The organism is Acinetobacter sp. ANC 7912 (assembly GCF_039862785.1).
Taxonomy (GTDB): Bacteria; Pseudomonadota; Gammaproteobacteria; order Pseudomonadales; family Moraxellaceae; genus Acinetobacter; species Acinetobacter thermotolerans.
Window position 1 is genome coordinate 1902712 of sequence record NZ_CP156795.1, and the last position, 25815, is coordinate 1928526.

General features: G+C 43.5%; 29 protein-coding genes. 2 read left to right on the forward strand and 27 right to left on the reverse strand.

What is annotated here, in order from left to right; genetic code table 11:
• Positions 1-94 precede the first annotated feature (94 nt).
• The 3 genes from ABEF84_RS09390 to ABEF84_RS09400 form a co-directional block, all read right to left on the reverse strand.
• Positions 95-2260: a malate synthase G gene (locus ABEF84_RS09390; RefSeq protein ID WP_034585218.1), complete on the reverse strand. Its 2166-nt coding sequence runs from the start codon at positions 2258-2260 to the stop codon at positions 95-97.
• 362 nt (positions 2261-2622) lie between these two features.
• The gene (gene zapE, locus ABEF84_RS09395) at positions 2623-3774 is read right to left on the reverse strand and encodes a cell division protein ZapE (RefSeq protein ID WP_034585215.1); all 1152 of its coding nucleotides are present in this window, start codon (positions 3772-3774) and stop codon (positions 2623-2625) included.
• An 85-nt stretch (positions 3775-3859) separates the two neighbouring features.
• Positions 3860-4867: an AraC family transcriptional regulator gene (locus ABEF84_RS09400; RefSeq protein ID WP_034585211.1), complete on the reverse strand. Its 1008-nt coding sequence runs from the start codon at positions 4865-4867 to the stop codon at positions 3860-3862.
• Positions 4868-5221: 354 nt separating this feature from the next.
• Here ABEF84_RS09400 and ABEF84_RS09405 point away from each other — a divergent pair, with 354 nt between their 5' ends.
• Complete coding sequence (locus ABEF84_RS09405) at positions 5222-6130, forward strand: lysine exporter LysO family protein (protein ID WP_347473879.1); 909 nt, start codon at positions 5222-5224, stop codon at positions 6128-6130.
• Positions 6131-6231: 101 nt separating this feature from the next.
• Here ABEF84_RS09405 and ABEF84_RS09410 read toward each other — a convergent pair whose 3' ends face one another.
• Complete coding sequence (locus ABEF84_RS09410; RefSeq protein WP_034584812.1) at positions 6232-6453, reverse strand: hypothetical protein; 222 nt, start codon at positions 6451-6453, stop codon at positions 6232-6234.
• Between the two features lie 127 nt (positions 6454-6580).
• Between ABEF84_RS09410 and ABEF84_RS09415 the strand changes: the two genes are divergently transcribed.
• A protein-coding gene (locus ABEF84_RS09415) for an IS3 family transposase (RefSeq protein ID WP_347473661.1) occupies positions 6581-7803 on the forward strand; the annotation gives its coding sequence in 2 pieces (ribosomal slippage) (positions 6581-6917 and positions 6917-7803; 1224 coding nt in all).
• A gap of 55 nt (positions 7804-7858) precedes the next feature.
• Here the strand turns inward: ABEF84_RS09415 and pyrF are convergent.
• The 23 genes from pyrF to ABEF84_RS09530 form a co-directional block, all read right to left on the reverse strand.
• Entirely contained in the window at positions 7859-8539 is a 681-nt protein-coding gene (pyrF, locus tag ABEF84_RS09420; protein ID WP_404798969.1) for an orotidine-5'-phosphate decarboxylase, read from the reverse strand.
• A 248-nt stretch (positions 8540-8787) separates the two neighbouring features.
• Entirely contained in the window at positions 8788-9153 is a 366-nt protein-coding gene (locus ABEF84_RS09425) for a lipopolysaccharide assembly protein LapA domain-containing protein (protein WP_347473663.1), read from the reverse strand.
• Positions 9154-9169: 16 nt separating this feature from the next.
• On the reverse strand, positions 9170-9475 hold the full coding sequence (locus ABEF84_RS09430; RefSeq protein ID WP_034587669.1) for an integration host factor subunit beta: 306 nt from the start codon (positions 9473-9475) through the stop codon (positions 9170-9172).
• Between the two features lie 162 nt (positions 9476-9637).
• Positions 9638-11314, reverse strand: a complete 1677-nt coding sequence (rpsA, locus tag ABEF84_RS09435) for a 30S ribosomal protein S1 (protein ID WP_034587667.1) — start codon at positions 11312-11314, stop codon at positions 9638-9640.
• A gap of 105 nt (positions 11315-11419) precedes the next feature.
• Entirely contained in the window at positions 11420-12103 is a 684-nt protein-coding gene (gene cmk, locus ABEF84_RS09440) for a (d)CMP kinase (RefSeq protein WP_034587665.1), read from the reverse strand.
• Between the two features lie 17 nt (positions 12104-12120).
• A complete protein-coding gene (locus ABEF84_RS09445; RefSeq protein WP_034587663.1) occupies positions 12121-12552 on the reverse strand; it encodes an SRPBCC family protein in 432 nt (143 codons plus the stop codon).
• Between the two features lie 51 nt (positions 12553-12603).
• Positions 12604-13125 (reverse strand): tRNA adenosine(34) deaminase TadA, encoded by a 522-nt coding sequence (tadA, locus tag ABEF84_RS09450; protein WP_034587661.1) that lies wholly within the window; start codon positions 13123-13125, stop codon positions 12604-12606.
• Positions 13126-13128: 3 nt separating this feature from the next.
• Entirely contained in the window at positions 13129-14253 is a 1125-nt protein-coding gene (locus ABEF84_RS09455) for an enoyl-CoA hydratase/isomerase family protein (RefSeq protein ID WP_347473664.1), read from the reverse strand.
• On the reverse strand, positions 14250-14966 hold the full coding sequence (gene ung / locus ABEF84_RS09460; RefSeq protein WP_034587658.1) for a uracil-DNA glycosylase: 717 nt from the start codon (positions 14964-14966) through the stop codon (positions 14250-14252). Before ung ends, ABEF84_RS09455 begins: the two co-directional genes overlap by 4 nt.
• 45 nt (positions 14967-15011) lie before the next feature.
• A complete protein-coding gene (locus ABEF84_RS09465; protein ID WP_034587657.1) occupies positions 15012-15608 on the reverse strand; it encodes a 6-carboxytetrahydropterin synthase in 597 nt (198 codons plus the stop codon).
• Positions 15609-15753: 145 nt separating this feature from the next.
• Positions 15754-16701, reverse strand: coding sequence for a type II secretion system minor pseudopilin GspK (gene gspK / locus ABEF84_RS09470; protein ID WP_034587656.1), 948 nt, complete (start codon positions 16699-16701; stop codon positions 15754-15756).
• A gap of 9 nt (positions 16702-16710) precedes the next feature.
• Complete coding sequence (locus ABEF84_RS09475; protein WP_347473665.1) at positions 16711-17343, reverse strand: type II secretion system protein GspJ; 633 nt, start codon at positions 17341-17343, stop codon at positions 16711-16713.
• A complete protein-coding gene (gene gspI, locus ABEF84_RS09480) occupies positions 17340-17753 on the reverse strand; it encodes a type II secretion system minor pseudopilin GspI (protein ID WP_347473666.1) in 414 nt (137 codons plus the stop codon). Before gspI ends, ABEF84_RS09475 begins: the two co-directional genes overlap by 4 nt.
• Before the next feature lie 97 nt (positions 17754-17850).
• On the reverse strand, positions 17851-18411 hold the full coding sequence (locus ABEF84_RS09485; RefSeq protein WP_347452848.1) for a type II secretion system protein: 561 nt from the start codon (positions 18409-18411) through the stop codon (positions 17851-17853).
• Between the two features lie 9 nt (positions 18412-18420).
• Positions 18421-19035: a TetR/AcrR family transcriptional regulator gene (locus ABEF84_RS09490; protein WP_034587650.1), complete on the reverse strand. Its 615-nt coding sequence runs from the start codon at positions 19033-19035 to the stop codon at positions 18421-18423.
• Positions 19036-19078: 43 nt separating this feature from the next.
• Positions 19079-19852, reverse strand: coding sequence for a TatD family hydrolase (locus tag ABEF84_RS09495; protein WP_347452849.1), 774 nt, complete (start codon positions 19850-19852; stop codon positions 19079-19081).
• Between the two features lie 28 nt (positions 19853-19880).
• The gene (locus ABEF84_RS09500) at positions 19881-20222 is read right to left on the reverse strand and encodes a PilZ domain-containing protein (RefSeq protein ID WP_034587646.1); all 342 of its coding nucleotides are present in this window, start codon (positions 20220-20222) and stop codon (positions 19881-19883) included.
• A 15-nt stretch (positions 20223-20237) separates the two neighbouring features.
• A complete protein-coding gene (locus tag ABEF84_RS09505) occupies positions 20238-21224 on the reverse strand; it encodes a DNA polymerase III subunit delta' (protein WP_347473667.1) in 987 nt (328 codons plus the stop codon).
• A gap of 14 nt (positions 21225-21238) precedes the next feature.
• Positions 21239-22000, reverse strand: a complete 762-nt coding sequence (gene kdsB, locus ABEF84_RS09510) for a 3-deoxy-manno-octulosonate cytidylyltransferase (protein WP_347452851.1) — start codon at positions 21998-22000, stop codon at positions 21239-21241.
• 12 nt (positions 22001-22012) lie between these two features.
• The gene (gene lpxK / locus ABEF84_RS09515; RefSeq protein WP_347473880.1) at positions 22013-23017 is read right to left on the reverse strand and encodes a tetraacyldisaccharide 4'-kinase; all 1005 of its coding nucleotides are present in this window, start codon (positions 23015-23017) and stop codon (positions 22013-22015) included.
• 2 nt (positions 23018-23019) lie between these two features.
• The gene (gene msbA / locus ABEF84_RS09520) at positions 23020-24747 is read right to left on the reverse strand and encodes a lipid A export permease/ATP-binding protein MsbA (RefSeq protein ID WP_347455177.1); all 1728 of its coding nucleotides are present in this window, start codon (positions 24745-24747) and stop codon (positions 23020-23022) included.
• On the reverse strand, positions 24747-25169 hold the full coding sequence (locus tag ABEF84_RS09525; protein WP_034587636.1) for a biopolymer transporter ExbD: 423 nt from the start codon (positions 25167-25169) through the stop codon (positions 24747-24749). Before ABEF84_RS09525 ends, msbA begins: the two co-directional genes overlap by 1 nt.
• Before the next feature lie 8 nt (positions 25170-25177).
• The gene (locus ABEF84_RS09530; RefSeq protein ID WP_347473668.1) at positions 25178-25810 is read right to left on the reverse strand and encodes a MotA/TolQ/ExbB proton channel family protein; all 633 of its coding nucleotides are present in this window, start codon (positions 25808-25810) and stop codon (positions 25178-25180) included.
• Positions 25811-25815: the final 5 nt, after the last annotated feature.

A 25815-nucleotide genomic window follows, 5' to 3' on the forward strand; every position in this document is an offset into this window, starting at 1 on the left:
AAATCTATGAATAGCTGAAAAAATTTTAGATATATGAGGCAATAAAATCAGAAAATAAAAAAGCCTCCGAAGAGGCTTTTTTTATTTAGAAGGATTAGTCACCTGTATAACCTTTCAATTTTAAACGTGCAGCGTGCAGAAGTGGCTCTGTATAACCTGCAGGTTGCTCACCACCCTTGAAAATCAGGTCAGAAGCAGCCTGGAACGCGATGCTGTTGTCAAAGTCAGCTGACATTGGCTTGTACAGCGGGTCATTTGCATTTTGCTGATCCACAATTTTCGCCATACGTTTCAGTACATCTTCAACCTGTTCACGAGTCACGATACCATGACGTAACCAGTTCGCTACGTGCTGAGATGAAATACGCAGTGTTGCGCGGTCTTCCATCAGACCAACATCATTAATGTCTGGTACTTTCGAACAACCAACACCCAGATCAACCCAACGAACTACATAACCCAGGATACCCTGACAGTTATTTTCCAGTTCTTTGGTTTTCTCTTCTTCAGTCCAGTCGGTATCTGTCGCTAATGGCGGAGTCAACAGATCATCTAATGGCAATGCTTCAGTTGCAAGCAGCTCTTGCTGACGCTGAGCCACGTTAATTTGATGATAGTGAATCGCATGGATTACCGCACCTGTTGGAGATGGAACCCATGCACAGCTAGCACCCGCTTCTGGATGTTCAGTCTTAGTCTTGTACATGTCTAGCAGCATGTCTGGTTTTGGCCACATGCCTTTACCGATTTGCGCTTTACCACGTAAACCGGTTTGCAGACCGATCATCACGTTACGGTTTTCATAAGCCGGGAACCATTTTTGGCCTTTGATTTCACCCTTACGAACGAATGGACCTGCTTCCATGAAGGTATGGATTTCGTCACCAGTACGGTCCATGAAGCCAGTGTTAATGAAAATGGTACGGTCTTTCGCCTGAGCAATACAGTTTTTCAGGTTTACAGAGGTACGGCGTTCTTCATCCATGATACCGATTTTCAGTGATTTAGCAGGTAAACCTAGCGCCTGTTCAGCACGCTCGAACAGTTCAACTGCAAATGCCACTTCTTCAGGACCATGCATTTTTGGCTTAACGATGTACATTGAGCCTTTGCGTGAGTTACGTACTGTGTTTTCACCACGAATGTCAGCAACGGACAGCAGCGGCGTGATCAGCGCATCCATGATACCTTCATAGATTTCTTCGCCATCTACCAAGATCGCTGGGTTGGTCATCAGATGACCTACGTTACGCAGTAGCATCAATGAACGGCCGTGAAGTGTAGTCTCGCCGCCTTCTACATTTTTGAAAGTACGGTCAGCATTCAGCTTACGAGTAATGATTTTACCATTTTTCTCGATGCTTTCTTCCAGCGTACCGCGCATCAAGCCTAACCAGTTACGGTAGCCTTCAACTTTCTCTTCAGCATCTACGGCTGCTACAGAGTCTTCCAAATCCTGAATCGTAGTTACTGCAGCTTCAAGAATCACGTCTTTAACACCGGCAGCATCAGTTTGACCAATCGGGCTGGTTGCATCAATTTGAATCAGCGCATGCAGACCGTTGTTTTTCAGTACGATTTCAGAGGGTGCTGCAGCATCACCGTTATAACCTACAAATTTAGATGCATCGGCAACAGTCGTTGTAGAACCGTCTTTTAAGGTTACAATCAGTTTGTTACCTTCCACTGCATATTTGGTCGCATCAGCATGTGAGCCTTGAGCCAATGGGAAAGTTTCGTCCAGGAAGTTCTTCGCGAATGCGATAACTTTCTCACCACGTTTCGGGTTGTAACCCTTGCCTTTTTCCGCACCATCTTCTTCAGAGATTACGTCAAAGCCGTAAAGTGCATCGTACAGTGAACCCCAACGTGCGTTGGCAGCGTTCAGGCTGTAACGTGCATTACGTACAGGTACCACCAGCTGTGGACCTGCAATTTGTGCAATTTCGTCGTCTACGTTTTCAGTAGTAATTTGAAAATCTTCTACTTCTGGTAGCAAGTAGCCAATTTCAGTCAAGAAAGCTTTGTAAGCTTGTAATTCAAATTTGTTATTGCGGTGCCATTCGTCGATTTTGGCTTGAATGTCATCACGCTTAGCCAAAAGTGCTTTGTTTTTAGGGCTAAGATCAACAACGACTTGTTCAAAGTTTTTCCAGTATGTGTCACTGTTCAAACCAGAACCTGGTAGTGCTTCATTTTCGATAAAATCGTAAAGTTCCTTAGCAATCGCTAACTTGCCTTTTTGAATACGTGCAGTCATTGTCTTTCCTGATATTGCTACTTTTTATACAAGAGATTCTAGTATAACGATTAAAATTTAGCTGAATAGTACTATCACATTCCTAAATAATGATCATTTTATTCAGCGTCACCCTCATGCACGCAAAATAGATGATCAGAATGTTTAGTCATCAATTCAGTAAATACCCTAATGACAGTGTATAAAGTTTTCGAAATGTAGAAATTAGACTTAAGTTCAGATTTTCGTGCAAAAACTATGCACTTCGATATACAGTGTCATGTTTGTTGCCTGATTAAGCCACGAAATCAGGTTCTTGTCGATAAACTGGTCAGTAATTTTAGATGAAAAAAGCGCCGGAAAATCCGACGCTTTGTAAGCAATTATTCTGCCTGGGTTGAGGCTGTTTTCTGAATCTGCCGATGTTCAGAATGCAGATACTCATCCGACTGCATTTCCAGCAGACGTGAACGGGTCCGTTCAATTTCAAAAGCCAGTTTTTCACCCTGGTAAATGTCGATGATATTGTCTTCTGAGGTGAGTAACAATTTCACCCCACGATCATAAAATTCATCAACCAAATAGATGAAACGGCGTGTAGCATCATTCAGGAAATCAGTCAGATGCGGTACGTTGCTGACCAGCACTGTATTGTAGATATTCGCAATTTCAATAAAGTCGGCCGGGCTACGTGGTTTCAGACACAGATCAGAAAATTCACACCACAACACATCTTCGGTATGTGCCACAGTTTCCACAATACGGTTATTGATAATGATCGGTTCCTGAGACTGTTGCTGGCCCTGAGTCAGCGCACTGAAACGCTGCGCCATCCAGTTTTTATTGTCATGAGTCAGCGGGAACTTAAATAGTTGTGCCTGTTTCAGTACACGCAGACGATAATCCACACCGGCATCGACATTCAGAATCACACAGTTCTTTTTCACTAATTCAATGGTAGGAATAAAACGGTCACGGTGAATCCCATTTTTATATAAACCATCAGGCGCAATGTTTGAAGTGGCTACCAATGTAATGCCGCGCTCAAACAGTTTCTGGAACAGATCACTCAGGATCATAGCATCCGTCACATTCGACACGAAGAATTCGTCAAAACAGATGACAACCGCATCTTTATAGATCTGATCCGCCACCATATCCAGCGGGTTACGCTGACCAGACAGCTTATTTAGCTCACGATGCACATGCTGCATAAAATGGTGAAAGTGCATGCGGGTTTTACGGCGAAACGGAATCGAATCGAAAAACTGGTCCATCAGCCAGGTTTTACCGCGTCCTACACCGCCCCACATATACACACCCTTTGGTGCAGTCTGACGGCGGAAACGGCGGAATGCCTTTTTAGAAGCCTTAAAGCGCTGAATTAACTCCACCCAGACACGGTCTAACTCATGGACTGCCACTGCCTGTGCATCATCAGGCATGAACTGACCCGAAGACAGCGCCTGCGCATAGCGTTCCGCAGGAGATAAAGGACTAAAGGCATTGTGCTGATGTGAATTTAAGTCGGACATAAGGTTCATTACTGTTGCGATTCATTAAAAATTATAGCGAGAAATCAATTCCTAGCCATAACACTTTGGCATTAGCTAACTTAGGCTATTTCATATATTGACGTGGACTTTGCCCAAACCAACGTTTAAAAGCATGATTAAATGCAGCCGGTTCAGAGTATCCCAATAATTCTGCAATCATTTCAATTGAATATTGTTTATATTCAATCATTCTTAATGCTTTATCTTTGATAATCTCTTCACGGATCTGTTTATAGCTGGTATTCAACTGCTGTAACTGATGACGTAAGGTACGTTCCGGAATTTTCAATGCCTGCGCGGTTTCTGCCATGGTCGGCATTCCGCCAGTTTGCAATTCCAGATAATCCTGTACCCGCTGAATCAGCTCTGGAATCTGCTCATCTTCATGTAAACGTTCCAGTTCTGCGATACATTTCTGTTCATAAAGCTTGGATGTTTGTTCATCTGCAGCAGAAATCTTGACATCTAGTACCGCTTCATCAAACCAGAATGCCGCCTGCTCAGCATTAAGAATCACTTGTGAACCGTAATAATCATAATAAAGCTGTAACTGTTCTGGCACGTCAGGCTCTGGAAATGGCAATTCGATCCGTACTTCCGGTACAGATAACCCCATCATCTTGTATAAATCCTGAATAAACTTGAACGTTCCAGCAATTTCAGCCTGTGCCACCAGTTGACCTAAAGGACCCTGTAAATCTTTAGGACGGTAGCAAAGTGCCACATGATACTCATTCTGTTTCGTGCTAATTTCGCCCGTAAGATGAGTCAACTGCTGAAAGCGTATCACATGGTTCAGGGCATCTCGAACTGTAGGACTTGTCACCAGTAACATCAGCAATGGCCCATAACCAGCCAGTGCATAATGCTGTCCAATTAAAATCCCCTGTTCTGGTACAATCCCATCCCCCACAACTTTCAACACATCATATTCCAGACTCGGATGAATAATTGAGGTCGGATCCAGATCATCAATACGCAATCCGATCGTATCAAGTTTCTGCTCCAGCGCGATACCGGCCTTACGCATCCCCTGAATCAGGTACATCAGACTGAGTATGGATCTCTTCATGGGCTATTAAACTTAAATAGGGTTGTTTTTGTTTTACTACAAATCTTACAAATTCTCTATTGCCGTTTTGATCAATATTAGCGTCTTATTCATCCTATGACTATTTAAAACTATGACTATTTAAAAATTTACAATATTTTCATAACCAGCAGCCCAGTAGGTAATGCAAAATATTCAATCTGTATCAAGTATTTTGCCAAATCTATTTTAACAGCCGACTTATATTTAAAAAAATTGGCTCACGTTCAAATGGGCTACGCCAGCTGACTGCAAGCTGTTCAGCTCCCCGAATAAGACAACAGCATCAGACTTAAGGAAATGGCATAATAAACAAAATTTTAATTTTTCATGATTATGCAATCCTTCTGGCTTATCTTCCAACTATTGTTCTGTCTTGCGATTGGCTTCCTGTTTGCCAAAAAGCTGCCTAAAGTCGTAGTTAAACTTTCCTTTACTTTACTCCCCTATTTCAGTTATGTATTACTGATCGGCATCGCTTTTGAATTTTCTCAAATTGTGGATGAGTTACAGCATCCCTACCAGATTCTTAGTACCTCTCTTACGATTGCGAGCTTGACCTCATTAGGTGCCTTTAGCTGCTGTTACCTGCTGTTTAAATGGATTGGTTATCAGAAATCTACTGGACGAGTCTCTGCTGAACTGGTGATCAAATCACTAATCAATATCAGCTATGCCTTTATTGCGCTGGCTGTAGGTTATCTATTACAGCTCAGTTTGCATCATTTTGATCTTCAACTTCACATTAGTACCTGGTATTTACTGCTAGTATTCATGTTTTTAATCGGGCTAGACCTCGCCTATTCACCTTTGGATCGATCTTGGCTGAACTGGAAAATCCTGTTGGTACCATTGGGGTGTGTTGTTGGATCTGTACTTGGTGTGCTGCTATATGCGACCTGGCAATCCGATATCAAGCTGCAAGACCTGATCATGCTTTCTCAAGGCTATGGGTTCTATTCCATGAGCGGCATTGTGGTCACAGAACTGAAAAATGCTGAACTGGGTAGCATCGCCTTGATGAATGACCTGTTTCGGGAAATCATTGCCATCTTACTGATGTACTGTATCGGCTGGCGACATCCACGCGCTGCCATTGCAGCCGCAGGTGCAACCTCCATGGATGCTACATTACCAATGGTCAAACAGGCTTGTGGCAATGATTTTATTCCACATGCCATGTTGAGCGGATTTATTTTGTCACTGTTGGCACCCGTGGCAGTGAGTGTGCTGGCGGTAATTTAGTTTTAATACCCTAAATCTTCCCTTTTTTTAAAGAGGGGACTTCTCGTGTCTTTTAGAAGAAGGATCTCTTCCCTTTGTGAAAGGGAGGTCAGGAGGGATTACTAAAAATTTAAATCTACCCCACTCAAAACATCCCCTACGGTCTCCATCATCTCCGAAGCAAGCTCTACAATATCAGTACCATCCAAGCCTGACATCCAGTCCCAAGAACTTGATTGGCTCTGCTGTTGCTGCTTTTCCTGCTGTTCTAATTGATCTGCGATTCTATCCATTTCCAGACTTTGCTCGAGTAACTTTTGTTCTGGCGTCTTGATTATTCTCATCTTCATCCCTTTTTTATTTTTATCCTGTAGAACACAATGTATAAAAAAAGCCTTTCAAGTGAAAGGCTTTTTGTCGTATTGGCTTGTCCCGTCCTGAAATAAGTTTACACCTTAAGAGACTTATTTTATGGAACATAAACGAGAACAACGAGTTAAACGTACACAACGTGACTATAGCTTTGCCTTTAAAATGATGGTGGTACATGAAGTAGAAAAAGGGCAAATTACTTATAAGCAAGCTCAGGCAAAATATGGTATTCAAGGAAGATCAACTGTGCTGGTATGGTTACGCAAGCACGGACAACAGGACTGGACTTCGAATATGCCGACTTCTTCTAAACGCCAATTGACACCCCAACAACGAATCCGCCAATTAGAAAAGCAGTTAGCCGCAGAAAAGCTTAAAACTGAATTTATTCAGGATGTGATTTATCACATTGATAAAGAATGTGGGACTGATCTTGGAAAAAAGTATACCGAGCACGTTTCAAAGATTGGCAAAGCCAAAGAAGACTAAGCGTTTCACGTTATTGTCAGTGGTTGGGAATCACCCGACAAGCTTATTATCAAGCAGAAAAACGTGCTCAAATGACTGCACAAGCAACTGAACAAATACTTGAGTTGGTTATGGAATATCGCTGTCTCATGCCAAGTATCGGAACACGTAAGCTGTATTGGCTTATTAAAGGCAAATTGTTGCAACGTGGTTTAAAGTGTGGACGGGATCAGTTATTTAAAATATTGAAAGAAAATAACTTATTGATTCGCCCTAAGCGTCGCTATACAAAAACTACGGATAGCAAGCATTGGATGAAGAAGCATCCAAATTTATTAAAGGATTATGCAGCAGTGCAAGCCAATGAAGTCTTTGTTAGTGATATTACCTATGTTGAGAGTGCTGAAGGTGTGCATTATTTATCCTTGGTGACAGATGCTTATACCCGACAGATTAAAGGTTATAAGTTATCGAATGATATGCGTGCGGAGAATATTGTGCAGGCTCTACATATGGCGATGCAGCAAGCGACAGATCGAGCGACTAGGATGATTCATCATTCAGATAGAGGTGCTCAATATTGCTCTGAGCTATATCAATCGGCATTGCGCCATTATGGGATATGTCCTTCCATGACAGATGGCAAGGACTGTTATCAGAATGCATTAGCAGAGCGAATTAATGGAATATTAAAGCAGGAGTTTTTAACCACGCGATGTCAAACCATGAAGGAGTTAGATCACTTAATTGCGGAATCTATCATGATTTACAATTGTTATAGACCGCATTTAAGTTTAAATATGAACACCCCGAATCAGATGTATGAGCAAACAAAAACCGAGCTAATTGCTTAACTCGGTTTGAAGTGGAATACTGTCAATCTATTTCAGGACAAGACAGCTTACTAAATTACAAAGTAGCCAGAATATCTTTTAAGGTTTGACGCGGGTTCTCAGACTTAGTAATTGGGCGGCCAATGACTAGGTGGGTTGAGCCATCCAACATTGCCTGTTTAGGGGTCACGATACGTTTTTGGTCATCCGCATTTGAACCTTCAGGACGGATACCCGGGGTTACAAGAGCAAAGTCCTGACCTAGTGTTTCACGCAGCATTTTTGCTTCTTGCGCTGAACAGACTACACCATCCAGACCGCTTTCTTTGGTCAAGGTCGCCAGACGTTTTACATGCTCAAATGGCTCGATATCCAAACCGATGTCTTTCAGGTCTTCACGACCCATTGAAGTCAATACAGTTACCGCGACCAACTGAGTATTGTAGTTACCAGCTTTAAGGCGTTCGACACAGGTTTCCATCATTTTACGGCCACCTGAAGCATGTACGTTTACCATCCATACACCCAGGTCTGCAGCTGCGCACACTGCCTGTGCAGTAGTATTCGGGATGTCATGGAATTTCAGGTCCAGAAATACTTCAAAGCCCTTGTCTTGCAGCGCCTTAACCACAGATGGACCTTCATGAGTAAACAGCTCTTTACCCACTTTAACACGGCAAAGCTGAGGGTCTAACTGCTCGACAATCGTTAAAGCGTCATATTGGCTTTTGGCATCCAAGGCAACGATAATACTCATAACAAGACCCTTCAAATTGACAAAATTAACGCATTATACGGATTTCAGCTGCCTGTACAAAGATTTAAAGTATAAAAATCCTCTACTGATTTAATTTAAGTGCCTTATTCCTAAAGCGAAAATTTTAAATAATTATATTTATAATAGACTTATCAATATACTGGCATAAAAAAACACCCTGAGCAAAACCCAGAGTGCTTTAAAAAATCAGGAGAACTTCAAATATTCATAAGTCTGACATCACATCCTTATAAAGGGCTGGAAGGACGATCCTGTGGATGGATATCTACAATCGTCTTTTCATGACGGGTATGTGCAGCTGCTTCGGCTGCCATGAGCTTCGCTGTATTCAGCTGCTCTTTACGCAAGTGGTCAATATCTTTACGCAGTCGTTTTATTTCCCAGTTGGTCTGGAACACTTTGAATACCTGCACACCCAATAACAAGCCTAACACAACACCTAATGCCAGAGTCAGTAGCAATAGCAGGCCTAGGCGCATTGCAGGCACTTGAGTAAATAACAGGTCTACAGAAAGCTCAGTACCATTCTGCAATACCAGTGCCAGTGAATAACCAAATAAAACCAGTAGTAAAACGATCAACACGTAACGCATAGAACACTCCGGGAAATTATTTCTGGGCTGATTCGTTTACAGCATCACGTAATGCTTTACCCGGCTTGAAATGTGGTACTGCTTTCGCTGCAACTTCAACAGACTTTCCAGTCTTGGGGTTACGGCCAATACGTGGTTCACGATGATGTAACGCGAAACTACCAAACCCACGAATCTCGATACGGTTATCAGCAGATAGCGCTTCAATCATTTGGTCAATCATGATCTTCACCGCTTCTTCGACCAAAGGCTCAGCCAAATGCGGGTTCTTCAGCGCAATACGCTCTATTAAATCAGACTTATTAAGTGCTTCAGTAGTCATCTGCGACCTCTTTAATTATCAAGCTACTTGGACTCTCTATTCCGATAATAACCTGTTTAAATACAAAACGGTAGCGCAATAATTAAATACTACGCTACCGTTTACAGTAATCGTGCAGAAAATATTAGTTAAATTACATTAACAATACATTCCGACCCTTACTTAGTTGCTCATTTGAGCCTTGATCAGGTCACCAATAGTTTTAGGACCGTTGTCTTGGCTAGCTGCAGCTGATTTCAGGTTAGCTACTGCTTCTTTCTCTTCAGCTTCGTCTTTCGCTTTGATAGACAAGTTGATAGAGCGAGATTTACGATCTACATTGATGATCTTAGCTTCAACTTCTTGACCAACTTCAAGGAACTTAGTTGCATCTTCAACGCGGTCGCGGTTGATTTCAGATGCTTTCAGAGTTGCTTCAACTTCATCAGCTAACTTAACTGTAGCGCCTTTAGCGTCAACAGCAGTTACAGTACCTTTAACAAGCGCACCGCGTTCGTTAGCAGCAAGGAAGTCGTTGAATGGGTCGCTGTTCAGCTGTTTGATACCAAGGCTGATACGGTTGCCTTCAGCGTCTACAGACAGGATAACCGCTTCAACAGTGTCACCTTTCTTGTAACGACGAATCGCTTCTTCGCCTTGTTCGTTCCAAGAGATGTCAGACAGGTGAACTAGACCATCGATACCGCCTGGCAAACCGATGAAGATACCGAAGTCAGTGATTGACTTGATAGTACCTGATACTTTTTCGCCTTTCTCGTGGTTTTTAGCAAACTCTTCCCATGGGTTAGCACGAGTTTGTTTGATACCAAGAGAGATACGACGACGCTCTTCATCCACTTCCAGAACCATAACGTCAACTTCGTCACCGATCTGAACAACTTTAGATGGGTGGATGTTTTTGTTAGTGTGGTCCATTTCTGAAACGTGTACTAAGCCTTCAACGCCTTCAGCGATTTCAGCGAAGCAACCGTAGTCAGTCAGGTTAGTTACACGAGCTTTAACGATAGAACCTTTAGGGTAACGGCTCATGATCGCTAACCATGGATCTTCGCCAAGTTGTTTCAGGCCTAAAGATACGCGGTTACGTTCGCGGTCGAATTTAAGTACTTTAACAGTAACTTCTTGACCAACTTCAACAACTTCTGAAGGGTGCTTGATACGTTTCCAAGCCATGTCAGTGATGTGAAGAAGACCATCAATACCGCCAAGGTCAACGAATGCACCATAGTCAGTAAGATTTTTGATAGTACCAGTAACTGTTTGACCTTCTTCAAGCTGAGCAAGAAGAGCTTCACGGTCAGCTGAAGATTCAGCTTCCATAACAGCACGACGTGAAACAACAACGTTGTTACGTTTAGCATCAAGCTTGATTACTTTAAATTCAAGCTCTTTACCTTCAAGGTGAGTAGTGTCACGGATAGGACGAGTGTCTACCAGTGAACCAGGAAGGAACGCACGAACTGGACCGATGTCAACAGTGAAACCGCCTTTAACTTTACCAGAGATAACACCAGTAACGATTTCGCCGTCTTCAAAGATTTTTTCAAGTTTAGTCCAAGTTTCAGCACGTTTCGCTTTTTCACGTGATAAAACTGTTTGACCCATACCGTTGTCAAGAGCTTCAACAACTACGTCTACAGTATCGCCAACTTGAACTTCAAGTTCGCGTTGTTCATTTAAGAACTCAGCACGGTCAACAATACCTTCAGATTTAAGGCCAGTGTCAACAGTTACCCAGTCAGAGTCGATGCTAACTACAACGCCTTGGATGACTGCACCCTTTTCAACGTTGAGGTTTAATTCGCTTTCTTCAAAGAGGGCTGCAAAAGATTCGGTCATGATATTTCCGATAAAGTCAGCGGTCTTGGATCAGACAAGGCCGGTTTAGTTAAGCGTCTACATAGTCCATATAAAACTGATCAAGCTATGCGTCTGCTGTATTCGTTAATTAGCTAATTTGCTGTCGATATAAGCGGTCATCAGATTGAATACTTCATCGATGCTCAATTCTGAGCTGTCGATAATGTAGGCATCTGCTGCCGGCTTGAGCGGAGCGACAGTGCGTTCCATGTCTCGTTTATCTCGAGCTTGTATATTAGCTAAAATGTCGTTTATTTTAGCATCCAGCCCCATACCCTGCAACTGCTTTACACGTCTGTTCGCACGCGATTCAGCCGATGCAGTCAAATAAATTTTTGCCTTTGCATTCGGGAAGATACTGGTCGCCATGTCACGACCATCTGCCACCAGACCCGGGGTCTGGGCAAAAGCATGCTGACGACCCACCAAAGCAGCTCTAAGTTCAGGAATTGCCGCCACTTTTGAGGCATATTCACCAACCCGTTCGGTACGGATGGTCTGGGTCACATCTTCTCCATTCAGCCATACCTGTACACCACTCTCAGTTCCTGTAAATCGGATGTCTAAATTTGTAGCAATGTGTACGCATTTTTCCAGTTCTGTATCCAGTGAATCAATCAGGTCTTGTTGGTGCAATGACAATCCGAGCAAACGGTATAGCGCGCCAGAATCCAGCAGGTGAAAACCATAATGTTTGGCAATTTTTGCTGCCAGTGTTCCCTTGCCTGAACCACTTGGCCCATCAATGGTAATAATTTGAACTGTCATTGCTTTTCCATTGTTGTTTAAACAGATTTTGCGAGTTTCGCGAAGCCTAGTTTAATGCCTGCTTTTAACTGTGCAAGGATTAATTTGCTGACAAATGGCGCTCGTACCTGCAATTCGATGGTATAGGTCACCAGCGTCTTGTCATCGCCAAGCGCTTCAAACTCAATAATTCCAAGGTGATGTTTCACCAAAGGATTTTGAATAATTTTGTATTCGATACGGGAATTTGGTTCCAGCAGCGTAATCTGCTCTTTCAGCGGCTTAATAGGACCAAAACCCAGGCTGCGGACTGAACCTATTCCATCTGGACGTTCTGGATCAGCAGAATCCTGAATGCGTTCCACCTGAATAGGTGCAAAAGCTACGTTATAAGTCGAGTGTTTAGAAAGCAGATCGAATACCTGAGTCAAAGGTGCAGGAAATTCTTTTTTTACTTGTATGGTGTCCATAAGGCGTCCTGTTTTTAGGTTGTTATTTTCAAAGCTCATACTAAACAGAAATCAGGATTGATTCTGATCACCGTTTTGTCTTTCTTGTAACTTTTGTTGTCGTTTCTGCTCGCGGCGCATTTTAAAGAAAGCACTCAACTGCTGCGAACATTTTTCATGCAGGCAGCCGCCTTCAAATTCAAATACGTGATTATAGTAGCCGGTTTCAAACAGCTGACGAACGCTAACTAGCGAACCTGCTTTGGGCTCCATGGCACCAAATACCACTTTGGAAATACGCGCATGTACCAGTGCCCCAACACACATGGTGCATGGTTCTAAAGTCACATACAGGGCAGCATCTTCAGGCAGGCGGTAATTTTCAATGTTCTGGCAGGCTTCACGAATCGCCACAATTTCAGCATGTGCTGTCGGATCATTAGATGAAATTGGGGCATTAAAGCCGCGCCCAATAATCTGATTATTGCTGACAATTATGGCACCGACAGGGATTTCACCCTGCTCGGCGGCCAATGCAGCCTGCTCATAGGCAAACTGCATCCATTCTTCATCGGTTTGAATGTGGTCGGTCATGAATCAGCTGATCACGCTATACTGTCTTAACAAAGCATTCCAGCTGTCAATATTAGTCACTGGTGGATTGTTACCCAAAATGCCTTTTAAACTGAGATCAGTGCCTTTTTTCCATTCTGGAGATAGGTCTTTATCGACCAGACGTGCACGCACACCTTCTACAAAGTCTGGATGACGGATTTTCCAGTCTGAAATCTGGGTTTCCAGTGCAAATACTTCATTCCATGACGGTAGCCCTTTACCCCACTGCCAGAGTAACCAAGTCAAGGCTGCTGTTGCAGGAGAACCTTTTTGCAGGTTTTCACTCGCTTGACGCAGCCAGTCACTACGTGCATCGCTTAAACCTACAATAGCTTCATAGTCATGTTCAAAGTTCACACCACGGCAAACACTTTGGATGACATCCAGCGAGTTTTGCAGCGGTCCAGGACCAACCGGACGGTGCATGCTGTTGAGTGTGTCATCAATCGCACGGAAATCGCCTGCTGGATAATGATCCCAATCAATATTGACCATCTTGTCCAGCACTGCATCACGCTGCATATCACAGATATGGGTAGCCCAGCCGATCCCATAAGCACCCGCTGCGGTCATGATCGAACCGGTTAAACCGGTAAACAAACCAATCGCGCCACGGTCTGCCAGGAAGCGAGTTGCACCAACATCCGGATACAGCCCGATATTAATTTCTGGCATCGCCAAGCGTGAATATGGCGTTACTAGACGGAATGGTGCGGCCATAAACAGACCCAGACCACCACCCATAACATAACCTTCACCCCAGACCAGTACGGGTTTAGCATAGTTATGTAATAACAGGTCTAAAGCATATTCCTGTTCAAAAAATTTGTTGGCTGTTGCCACTTCATCATTAATGACCAGCTGACGCAATTTGCGTACATCTCCACCCGCACAAAATGCTTTTGGTGTGGTCGAATCTAGCCAGATCGCTTTTACACTGTTATCGTGATGAAAGTCCTCGAAGGCCTCAAGTAAAGCCGTTGCAATGGTTTCATCCAGTGCGTGTAAAGATTTCGGACGATTTAAACGTACGATTCGCCATCCATTTTGGGCTTCTTCGACAATCAGGTCCGAGTGGTATTGTTTTGATACGGGAGAATATGTCATGCGTCCAGCTGCCAGTCTATGGGCTCAATGCCATGTTGTTTAAGATAATTGTTTGCTTTCGAAAATACTTTACAGCCAAAAAAACCACCCCGGTTTGCCGATAACGGCGATGGGTGGGCGGCTTTCAATACTAGGTGCTTATTCTGGTCGATGCGTTGTCCTTTACGCTGCGCGTATGCACCCCAAAGAATAAAAACCACATTTTCACGCTGCTCATTAATGACATCAATCACATGGTCGGTAAATTCTTCCCAGCCACGTTTTTGATGCGAAGTCGGCTGACCCGCTTCTACTGTCAGAACAGCATTCAGAAGTAATACCCCTTGCTGCGCCCAGTGGGTCAGGTCACCATGTTTAGGAATAGGGACACCTAAATCAGAGTGTAACTCATGAAAAATATTACGTAAAGAAGGCGGTAATGCAACACCTTTTTGTACAGAAAAACTCAAGCCATGTGCCTGATTTGGTCCATGATAGGGATCCTGCCCCAAGATCACGACTTTGACCTTATCCAGTGGTGTTGTGTTTAGCGCATTAAAAATTAGATGATTTGGCGGATAAATCACTTTATCTGCGCGTTTTTCTTCAATCAGAAAGGTGCGTAATGATTCCATTTTTGAGCCAAGCAGGAAGTCGCTCAGCTCATATTTCCAGCTATCATCCAACTGGACTTTATTGAGTTTGGCAATCTGCTGTTCAGCTAATAAAGACATGCTTTCATCCTAAATTGATGTCATCTAGTTTAAAACCGGGACAGCTTAAACTTTTACCTGTAGATCTACGGTCGGATTATGGAATGGCACACCCTGTTTCAGTTTGTTGAACATATCAGGATCAGTCCATTCAGCCTGTACCTGTTCAGAGAATTCGATCTGATCCAGACTCAGAGTACCCATCTGCTCATTTTCAATATCTTCTAGGAAACTTTGTGCATAGCCTGTATCGGTTTCGTGAACAATCACCGAATACACCTCGACATCCCCTTCACCATTCTGGGTAATGGTGGAAGCTAGCACCTGCTGCGCCAAGAAGAAGAAAATACGGGAGAACTGTTCTGCAGATGGTGACACTGGCAACGACACCCAACGTGCACTAAAATTCTTGCATGCCTGAATATACTCAGGATTATCGTTCTGCCAGAAGCAGATCGCATGATCGAAAGAATCAAAAAAGTCTTTAATTACACCTTTTAATAAGCCGAAGTCATATACCATCTGGCCATGGTCGAGCTTAGATGCTTTCAATAATAATTCTACTTTATAACTATGACCATGAATCGAACGCTTGCAGCGATCCGATGTGCAATTCCGCACGATATGAGCATTTTCAAACTTAAATAACTTACGAATTAACATGTGCCGTAATGTCGTCAAAAAATAGGTGAATTCCCTGCAATTATAAAGCAAAAGTATAGACAGGAGGATTAATTTTGCAGTTCACGTTAATAGACAAAACGGATTAAACCGTAACATTCCCTACTCTTTGCTTAAGCTTAAAAATTTAAAATGGTGCCATACTACGATAAGCCACATAGACTTTATTGTCTTCACGTACCAGATCGCTCGTGAATTGGCGTTTACGTTCACTTAACAGCACTTCAATACGTGCTTTAAAGAAGTTTGACTTTACACCGAGTAGACTAGCAAATTGGTTTCTGTTTTCTACAGCGACCTGATCAAATGGTGGTGTCTGCCACAGATCAGAGACATTCGCAAAATGTTCCTGCTGACCAAATTTCTGATCCAATGCCTGTTGTACAGCATTCACATCCAGCTTTTCATCCAAACTGGCCAGCACAGCTGCCGGTGCCGTATTGATATTGACCTGACTGTCACTCAGTGGAGCTGTCGTCACATAAGGCATCAAAAGTTTATAGCGATTATCTTCAAAGCCGCGTACCAATTTCAGCTGTTCGACGCTATGAAACTTGGCATTCGGTGGCAAGGCCGCATTCGGCAGGCCTTGATAATAATTGGACTCTGCGCCCATTGGGCCAATTGGAAGTTCATCTGAATCCTGCCAGTCGATCACTGCTTCGCTGAGTTGTTCCGATAGTCCAACTCGCTTTAAGATCAGTTCAAACCATTTTTTTGCCGGTTCATTCACCGCACCATCAGCTGTTACCAGACTGTTCAGATTGAATTTTCCAGATTCATCTTCTAGCCTTCCCATGACATAACCATCTTCAACCGGAAAAGGTGGCATCGATTGTGCCCAGGTTTCATTCAGATGATCAACATCAGCCGCATTTTCAGCATCATCAACTAGTAGTTCAGAAAAAAAAGCTTCAGCACTTTTGGCATACATCAGTGACTGGTTTTGGCGCATCAGATAAGCTGTACTTTCAGCTGTTGCAGCCTGACGTTTGGCAATCGTCGCTGCCAAGATAGTTGCCAGAGCAATCATCACCAGAATGGTAATTAATGCGATGCCGTATTGCTGCTTCATGCTCTCACCCTAAGAACTGCTGGTGTTATTGTTATTATTAAGATAATCAGTATTCAGCAGGCTAAACAGCCACTCATACTGCCCCCCCTGCACCATCAGATTAATCTTGATGCCTTTAGGTAACAGTTGCTTGTTTTCAATTTTATTTAAATCTAATCCGCTTTCAGGCCATTGGCTTAATTCATTTGGATTGAGTGCGATAATCTGGAACTGCTCGACATCACTAATGAGCACACTGGATTCTGGCTGATCACGTCCAGTCTGGTTCAAATTCCTATATTTTAATCGATAGACTTTCTGCTCATCGGCACGGTACTGATATTCTACCCGCTCATCAGGGGCAATACCCTGCTCCAGTGGATCAGTCACACCAGTTTTACTGAAATTAAATTGGCCATTCTGCAATACCAAGGCTGGCTGAATATCACCATTAAAATTTGCGGTTAATGGTACGGTTTGCACCATATCTCGCAGAATCTGCTGATAGCCTTGCTGCAACTGGTTCAGTTTTTGCTCATGAACGGTATTCTGATCCCGTGTCACCCTTACATGATCAAAGACCCGCCAGCCCAATGCCGTCAGAATGGCAAAGATTGCAATCGCAACAAGAAGTTCAACCAGAGTAAAACCGTTCTTTTTCATTGTGTCTGATTCACCCGATGATTAAAGAACACCAGACTGCTGACGCCTGATTCCACCTGCCCGGTATCTGCATTGACGATGCTGACCTGAATCTCCACACGTTGCACATTGGGGCTAATCGTCGGTTCAGATTTTTTATCAATCTGCCAGGTTTCACCCTGATGTGTAGTTTGTCGAGATGAAGTTCCCGTAAGCCATTCCTGATTAATTTCCATTTGTGCAGCTTCATTTAAAGCTACAAACTGGGCTTTGGTACGCAAAATGGCATGCGCAGTCGACTGGGTATACTGCATCGCGACCTTGGTCAGCGCCATGGCTGCAGTCGCAAAGATGGCAAGTGCGACCATCACTTCAAGCAAAGTAAAACCTGAGGCACGATTAAGTCGAGTAATACTCGACCTGAGCGGCATTGTCGTGCAAGAAAGTCCAAAAGCTGTGCTTGAGGAGCATAAAACAAGCCCATTTCGTTTCTTAGCCTGAAAAGAGGATGCATTAGCTGAAAGGGATTTATTCTTCATCAACGATCTTACCCAGGTGGTCGATTTCAATCGCAGAACCGACTTCATTATTATCAAGATAGAATTGAATCCGTACCGGTTTGACTTCCCCATTACCCAACCAGATCAGCTTCGGCGCATCCTGTGCAGTCAGATCACGGTTTTGTGCATTCTCATAACGCTGATCTAAGGGTTGAATCTGAAAAGACACATGATCTGGCAAGGTTTGAGTTTTAAATTCAGTATAGGGAATCCATTTTTGTGGTGTGCTGTTCAGTCTGAAATCGGTATTTACCGGATTTTTCTGATATTCCACCACACTGTATTGAAATGGACTGACATCTGTAGCAGATTTAGTTTCTAAAGCCAGTACCCGCGCTTGATCATTAGCTTCACGTAAAATACGTTGCAAATCCAGCAATAATACTTCACGTGCTTGCATAGCTTTACGCTGATCGACACCACCAATATTCAGCAGCACTAGCGATGCCATGATGCCCATAATCACAATCACCACCATCAACTCGATGAGAGTAAAACCACGCTGTGATGGTAGCGATTGCCTGTTCATGGAATGCCTTTAAGCACACTGCTCGACCGAGCTAAACTTTTTTGGCAAAGCTAGCGCCTGATCAATATAAGCCACGCGTAACGTATCACGAGAACCAAGATAACGCTGGTAGAAGCTCGAGTTCAGGATTGCTGCAGCACCATGGGTCAGTGACCAGATTGAAGCCAAATAATCACGAACTGGCATGCTGCTTTGAATGGATGCCAGATAGCTTTCAGTCATACGAATGATTAGACGCAAACGCTGCTTGCGAATCTGGTACAGCTCGTTAAACAGTTGCTGAATACCGACACCAGTTGTAGATAAACGTTCTTCAATCTGGTGGAACAGCACGGTACGTTCAGGATGATGCAGGTGATGCAGCATGAAGAAAGCCAGGTGCTCTGGAAAGGCCTTATCCGTATCCTGAATCATTTCCAGCAGCATGCGTTCATTGCGGATGATGAGCAGCATGTACAGCTCATCCTTACTCTGGAAATGTTTATAGAGTGTTCCCTTGGCTAAATCCAGTTCCGCAGCCAACGCATCTAGCGTCATGCCGGCTTCGCCATTTTCCAGTAGCAATTGCTCAGCAACCTGAAAAATTAAGGTTTCTCTTGCTCGAAACTGAGCCTGACGATCCATCTTCACCCTATAACTCTCTTCTGCTCTTATTCAATTCAATTTTTTACTTTAAATTTAGAAGATTTTCAAAGTTCTGCATGGTAATTGCAGCCATCTCTTCCAAAGTCTTATCATATACGTCAGATAAGGCTTTGGCTACAAATGGAACGTATTTTGGTTCATTTGATTTACCACGATATGGCACTGGTGCCAGATAAGGACTATCGGTTTCAATCAGGACGCGATCTAGTGGTACCTGTTTCGCCACATCACGCAAATCCTGGGCATTTTTAAATGAAACAATACCGGAAAAAGACACATAATAACCGCAGTCTAAAACCGCTTTGGCTGTTTCCCAGTCTTCAGTAAAACAGTGCAGAATACCATGCGTTGATTTTTCCGCACGAATAATATCGACGGTGTCATATTTAGCAGAACGGGTATGCACCACCACCGGTTTTTTCACAATCTGAGAAGCATGAATATGACGAGCAAAACATTCTTTTTGTTCTTTAATAAAATCGGTGCTATGGAAATAATCCAGACCGGTTTCACCAATTGCCCAAGCTTTTTCCGGTTGAGCCAGCTCGACTAAATACTCAGTAGTAGCACGTGCCATAGTAGCCGGATCTTCACACGGATGCACGCCGACGCTATAACCGACATCAGCATGACGTGCAGCAATTTTTTCCAGCTCGATATGATCATCCAGATCCACCGAGATACTCATAAATTTTGAGACCCCGGCTTCACGCGCCTGTGCCAGCGCCAGATCCAGATCACCATCATAGGGAGTTAAGTCAAGTAAGGTTAAATGACAATGGGTATCTACAAACACGGCGCTTTCCTATGTACAGGGAGAATATCTACATAGTGTAACTTCTACGCCCTGTAGATTTAAGCCCTGCCACCAGACGTTCTGCTTCATTTTTGAAGAAAACACCTTTTTCACCGCTTAACTGAATGCCAAAGCCTTGCGGTTTAATGCCATTCTGCTTTTGCGATACCCAGACCACTTTTCCAGTTAAAGGAATTTTTTGAGATTGTTCAGGCAAGGTCGCCAGCACAAAGACTTCATCACCCAGACGCACACTTTGATTAGAAGGAATAAACAGGCCACCACCGGCGACAAATGGCATATAACTGGCAAACAGGGTCTCGATATCAGGAATATTGGCCTGAATAATACCGCCCATACGTGATTGCATATTGTTCTCCTTCTTTTATTCAAGATTCATCAGTCGGATACACAATTGATCCAGTACCAGATTGCTTTGCACATTCTGCTCCAGATATTGTTTGGACTGCTGAAACTCCCCATAAATATTAAAAAGTTGCTCTAATGAATATTGTTCAGCCAACAGCTCAAATTTTAAGTCAATATTTTTGATGGCCTGATTTAGCTTGACACAAATCAAATCCGACAACAAGTATTCAAACATTTGACTGAATTCACTGAAATTCAGGTTTTTATTCCATTTGGTCGCAATCGCTATCGGCATATTCTTGTCCATGACCAATTTTTGCCAATCCAGCAGAAAATCCTGACGCATCGACAACCAGGCACTTTGTGCCACTTCAATGGCTTGCAATGGCATTTGATTGGCCAGATTCATCAGTAACTGCTGCTGTGAATTACCCGCATCTGGCAGATGCTCAGCCAAAAACTGGCTGGCCTGTTCTGGACTAATACGGTCTAAAGCGAAATGTTGCAAACGACTACGGATGGTCGCTGGCAGTTTCAGGTAATGATCTGCCAGCAGAATAATCACGATATTTTCGCCCGGCTCTTCTAGCGTTTTCAGCAAAGCATTGGCTGAGGCGATATTTAATGCTTCAGCCGGTTCAATCACAATCACCCGCCAGCCATCAACGGTCTGCTGCACAAAGGGCAACAGCTCACGAATCTTTTCAATCTTGATCTTGGCATTCTGCTTTTTATTTTCCTCATCCGTACTGACATAGACATAGTTCGGATGGGTATCTGCTTTTAGCCACTGACAACTACCACATTCACCACAAGGCAGATTGCGCACATGCCGGTTCTGACAAAGCACCCATGCCAGAAATTGCTGGGTAAAGGCTTCTTTACCGCAGCCTTTTTTACCATAAAACAGCAAGCCATGCCCAAGTTTAGGAAAACGCCCAGTCAAGGTATCCCAAACCTGTTGCTGCCAAGAATAGATATGTGCAGTAGCATCAAGTGGCATGGCAAACTCTCAAGTTAAGCAAAAGCAGATGGATCAAGCTGGTTCAGACGATCCAGATCCTGTTGGGTATCCACGCCTGGTGGCAGACTCACTTCAGCCACTGCAATGGCAATACGGTGACCATTTTCCAGTACACGCAGCTGCTCCAGTGATTCCAGTTTTTCTAATACACCCATTTCCCAAGTCACATATTCCTGTAGCAACTTCACTCGGTATGCATACAGTCCTAAATGACGATAAGCCTGATCATGTAATTTCTGTTCAGCCTGTTTAGCACAATCACGATCATAAGGAATGGTCGCACGGCTAAAATACAGTGCCTGATTGTGCTTGGACATCACCACTTTCACGATGCTGTCACGCTGAAATTCTTCCAGTGCATGAATTGGTTCACACAAAGTCGACATAGAGGACTCTGGCTGATCGACTAATAGCTGAGCTACCTGCTGCACCAGTTGTGCTGGCAATAAAGGTTCATCACCCTGCACATTGACAATAATGTCGTCGCTATTCCAACCTTTAATTCGTGCCACTTCACTGAGACGATCGGTACCTGATGGATGATCTTTAGACGTAATCACCACATCAATGCCTTCAGCACGACAAACTTCAGCAATACGTTCATCATCCGTAGCGACACACAGGTCATCAAAGCCTTCAACTTTACGGGCCTGATCCACAACACGCAAAATCATCGGACGACCATGAATCTCAAGCAGCGGTTTACCCGGCAGACGTGAACTGGCATAACGGGCTGGAATGACAATGTGTTTCATAATAAATAGGCCTTAAGAAATAGAAATACCCTGTTCAAGCAGCTGCTGCTTCAAAACTTGATAGCATGCTGGTGATAATACAGCTTCTACTGGTACCACCCAGATATCACGATTGTACTCTGGATTCTGTTTCAGCAATGCCATGATTTTTACTGCATCTTTTTCTGTAGTAATAATCGGATAATGATCTTCAAAGTCCAGATCTTCGATTTCATAATCATGATGATCCGGAAATTCATGACATTGAAACTGTTGAATCCCTAGACTCTCCAAGGTGCGATAAAAACGCTGTGGAAAGCCTATACCAACCACGGCATAGTAAGGCAGGTTTGGATCAAAAGTTTGATATTCTGTACGATTGAGCAAATATGGCTGTGCAGGTGCAAGATGCATATGCAATTCAGATTGTGGATGAGCCGCATGTTCAATCACGGTTCCAGTTTTCAGACGATCAACTGGTTCACGCAGATAACCTTCAGGCAGTAATTTTTGATTACCCAGCCCACGATTATTATCCAGCACAATCCATTCAATCTGTCGATTTAAAGCCCAATGCTGCAAACCATCATCACAAATAATCAGATCCAGATCATGTTTGGACAGTAGCAGCTCAATACTCTGCTGACGATTTGGACCCACTGCCATTGGAACGCCTGTCGACTGCACAATCAGTGCGGGTTCATCTCCGACTGTTTCCGCTGTCGCCTGAGTATCTACATAACATGGAAATGGACCTTTACCACCATAACCACGGCTGATCACACCAACACGGACATGTTTTTGAGTTAGATACTCTACTAAATGGATTAACAGCGGAGTTTTCCCACTACCACCCACCGTAATATTCCCAATCACCATGACTGGCACAGGTGCGGTATAACTTTTTTTAAAACCTTTTTGATAAAGCGTTTTGTTCAAACTAAAACCAAACTTGTACAGACAAGAAAATGGCCGCAGCACAACCAGCCATTTCGCCTGCGTATTCCAGGCATCCTGAATGACCTGTGCCAGCGACATCATCAATGCTCCTCAAAGTTGCGTTGATGTAACTGATAATACGCACCTTTCTTATCCATTAATTGCTGATGGGTGCCCTGCTCTAAAATACGACCCTGATCCATCACCACAATCCGGTCTGCATTTTCAATGGTAGATAATCGGTGAGCAATCACAATGGTCGTACGATCCTGCATGGCGGCATCGAAAGCACGTTGGATAAAGTATTCGGACTCATTATCCAATGCACTGGTCGCTTCATCCAAAATCAAGATTGGTGCATTTTTCAGAATAGCACGAGCAATGGCGATACGCTGACGCTGACCACCGGAAAGATTCAGGCCTTGCGCACCAAGCTCGGTATCATAACCATGTGGCAAGGCCATAATGAAGTCATGTGCATAAGCAGCTTTGGCCGCTGCGATAATGTCTTCTTCAGCAGCGCCCTCAAGCTGACCATAGGCAATATTTTCACGTACTGTACGGTTAAACAGCACCACCTGCTGATTCACCATCGCAATCTGAGTACGCAGCGCATTCAGTTCAAAATCCTTGATGTCTTTACCATCAAACAGAATTCGACCAGAAGTGGCTTCCTGATAACGCATCAGCAGATTGACAAGTGAGGTTTTACCTGCACCGGAACGACCGACCAGCGCGATAGTTTCACCCGCTTTGACATCCAGACTAATATCATTCAGTGCCTGATGACCATCAGAATAAGTCAAGCTGACATGTTCCAGCTGGATATTACCTTTTAATAGATCGGTCAGTGTTCCAGTATTCTGTTCTTCAGGCATATCTAACAATTCAAATACGGAATAAGCAGCCGCCATACCACGCTGAATTTTTTCATTCACATCAGTTAAGGCTTTAATCGGCTTGGCCAACATACCTGCGGCAGTAATATAAGAAACAAATTCACCTGCTGAAGTATCACGCAGAATTTCCGGACGCAAGGCAATAAACATCACAATACTCAGCGCAATGGACATAATCAGCTGTACCACAGGACTATTCAGCTGCTGAACTACTACCATCTTCAGACCACGTTTCAGATTTTCCAAAGAATGTTTTTTGAAACGCTCCTGCTCATATATCTGCCCACCAAAAGCTTTCACTACCATATTGGCATATACAGATTCCTGTACTACATGGTTGACATCACCCATCGTATCCTGAACCTGTTTAGACAGCTTACGCATACGCCGTGAAGCCTGACTAATAATCCAGCCAATGACTGGTGCAAAAATCAGGATACACATGGTCAAGCGCCAGTTGGTATAAAGCAGATAGCCCAACAGCGCAATGGTAATTAAACCTTGTTGAATAATGGTTCTTAATGCTTCCGTTGTCGCAGCAGTCAGCTGCTCAACGTTGTACATAATCTTAGCAGTAATATGACCACTGGTATTGTCCAGAAAATATTGCGCTGGGAGACGCATCAATTTTGCAAATACTTCCTGACGGATATTAAAGACCAAATTACGGGAAATAACCGCGGTAAAATAACCACCGAGAAATAAGCCAGTCCCCCGAAAAAACATCAGCAAGACTACTAGGAATGGAAAGAGTGTGGTAAATCCACGATCTCGAGTCTGGATTGCCTCAATAATACGTTCTAACAGTTTTGCAACAGAAACCTCAGTTGCAGCATTCAAACCAAAGCCGAGAACGACCAGTAATGCCACTCCCCAAAACTGTTTTAAATAACTTAGAAGGCGAAAATAGACTTTTAAATCCTGCTTCACTAATAACCTCGAGTGGGGACTTTGGTACTGATATTGATGTTTACAAAGCCAAGCTGACCTGCTACATCCATAACGCGAATCACATCTTGATGTGCTGCTTTTGCATCAGCAGCAATCACAAACATTAAATCACGGCGTTCATTAGAAATCTGTTTAATTGCGGTATTTAAATCAGCGACTTCTTTACTCGCCAAAGATTGCCCATTTACCGCATAATGACCATTAGCATCCACAGTGACTTCGATTTTCTGGTCAAAATTTTTCGGCGGCACACCCTGTGCATCTGGCAAAGTCAAATTCATCCGACTCAGCTGACTAAAAGTCGTAGACAACAATAGAAAGACCAAAATAAACAGCAGACAGTCAATCATTGGCGTGAGATTAATATGAATCTCTTCTACCTGATTACGTTTAAATTTCATGCCCTACCTCAGCTTGCCTTCTGAAGGTTTACACCGACATCAGAGTGGTAGAAAAGATCTGCATGAAATAAAGTTGCCTGTTGCTCCAGCTCTGCCACATATTCCTGCACCAGACGTTGGAAATAACGATAAGCAAATAGTGCTGGAATGGCAATCAACATCCCTGCAGCTGTGGTAATCAGTGCTTTCGAAATCCCTGGCATCATCAACACTGGATCACTGGTCGTACCCACATCAATCATCAGGAAAGATTCAATAATCCCAAGCACAGTTCCTAAAAGACCTAGCAAAGGTGCAACTGCACTTAAGGTTCCCAAGAAATTGATATTCTTTTCCAGATACCCAACTTCCTGTGATGCCACCACTTCCATTTGAGCACGAGCATATTGTTCCGTCTGATGACCACTTGCTGCACCAGCAGCAAAAACGCGTCCTAGTGTTGTACGCTGTAAGGCAACATCGGAATTAAGTTTCTGGATCACCTGTGCAGCATTTTGCTGAGGACCAATCAGAAGAGTTTGGGGCAACACCACACTCTTTTTCAAACGAATGATTCGTTCCAGTGCGATTGCCACCATAAAAATCGAACACAATACCAAAGGCAGCATCAACCACCCGCCCGCTTTTACCAACTCCCACATCTGAT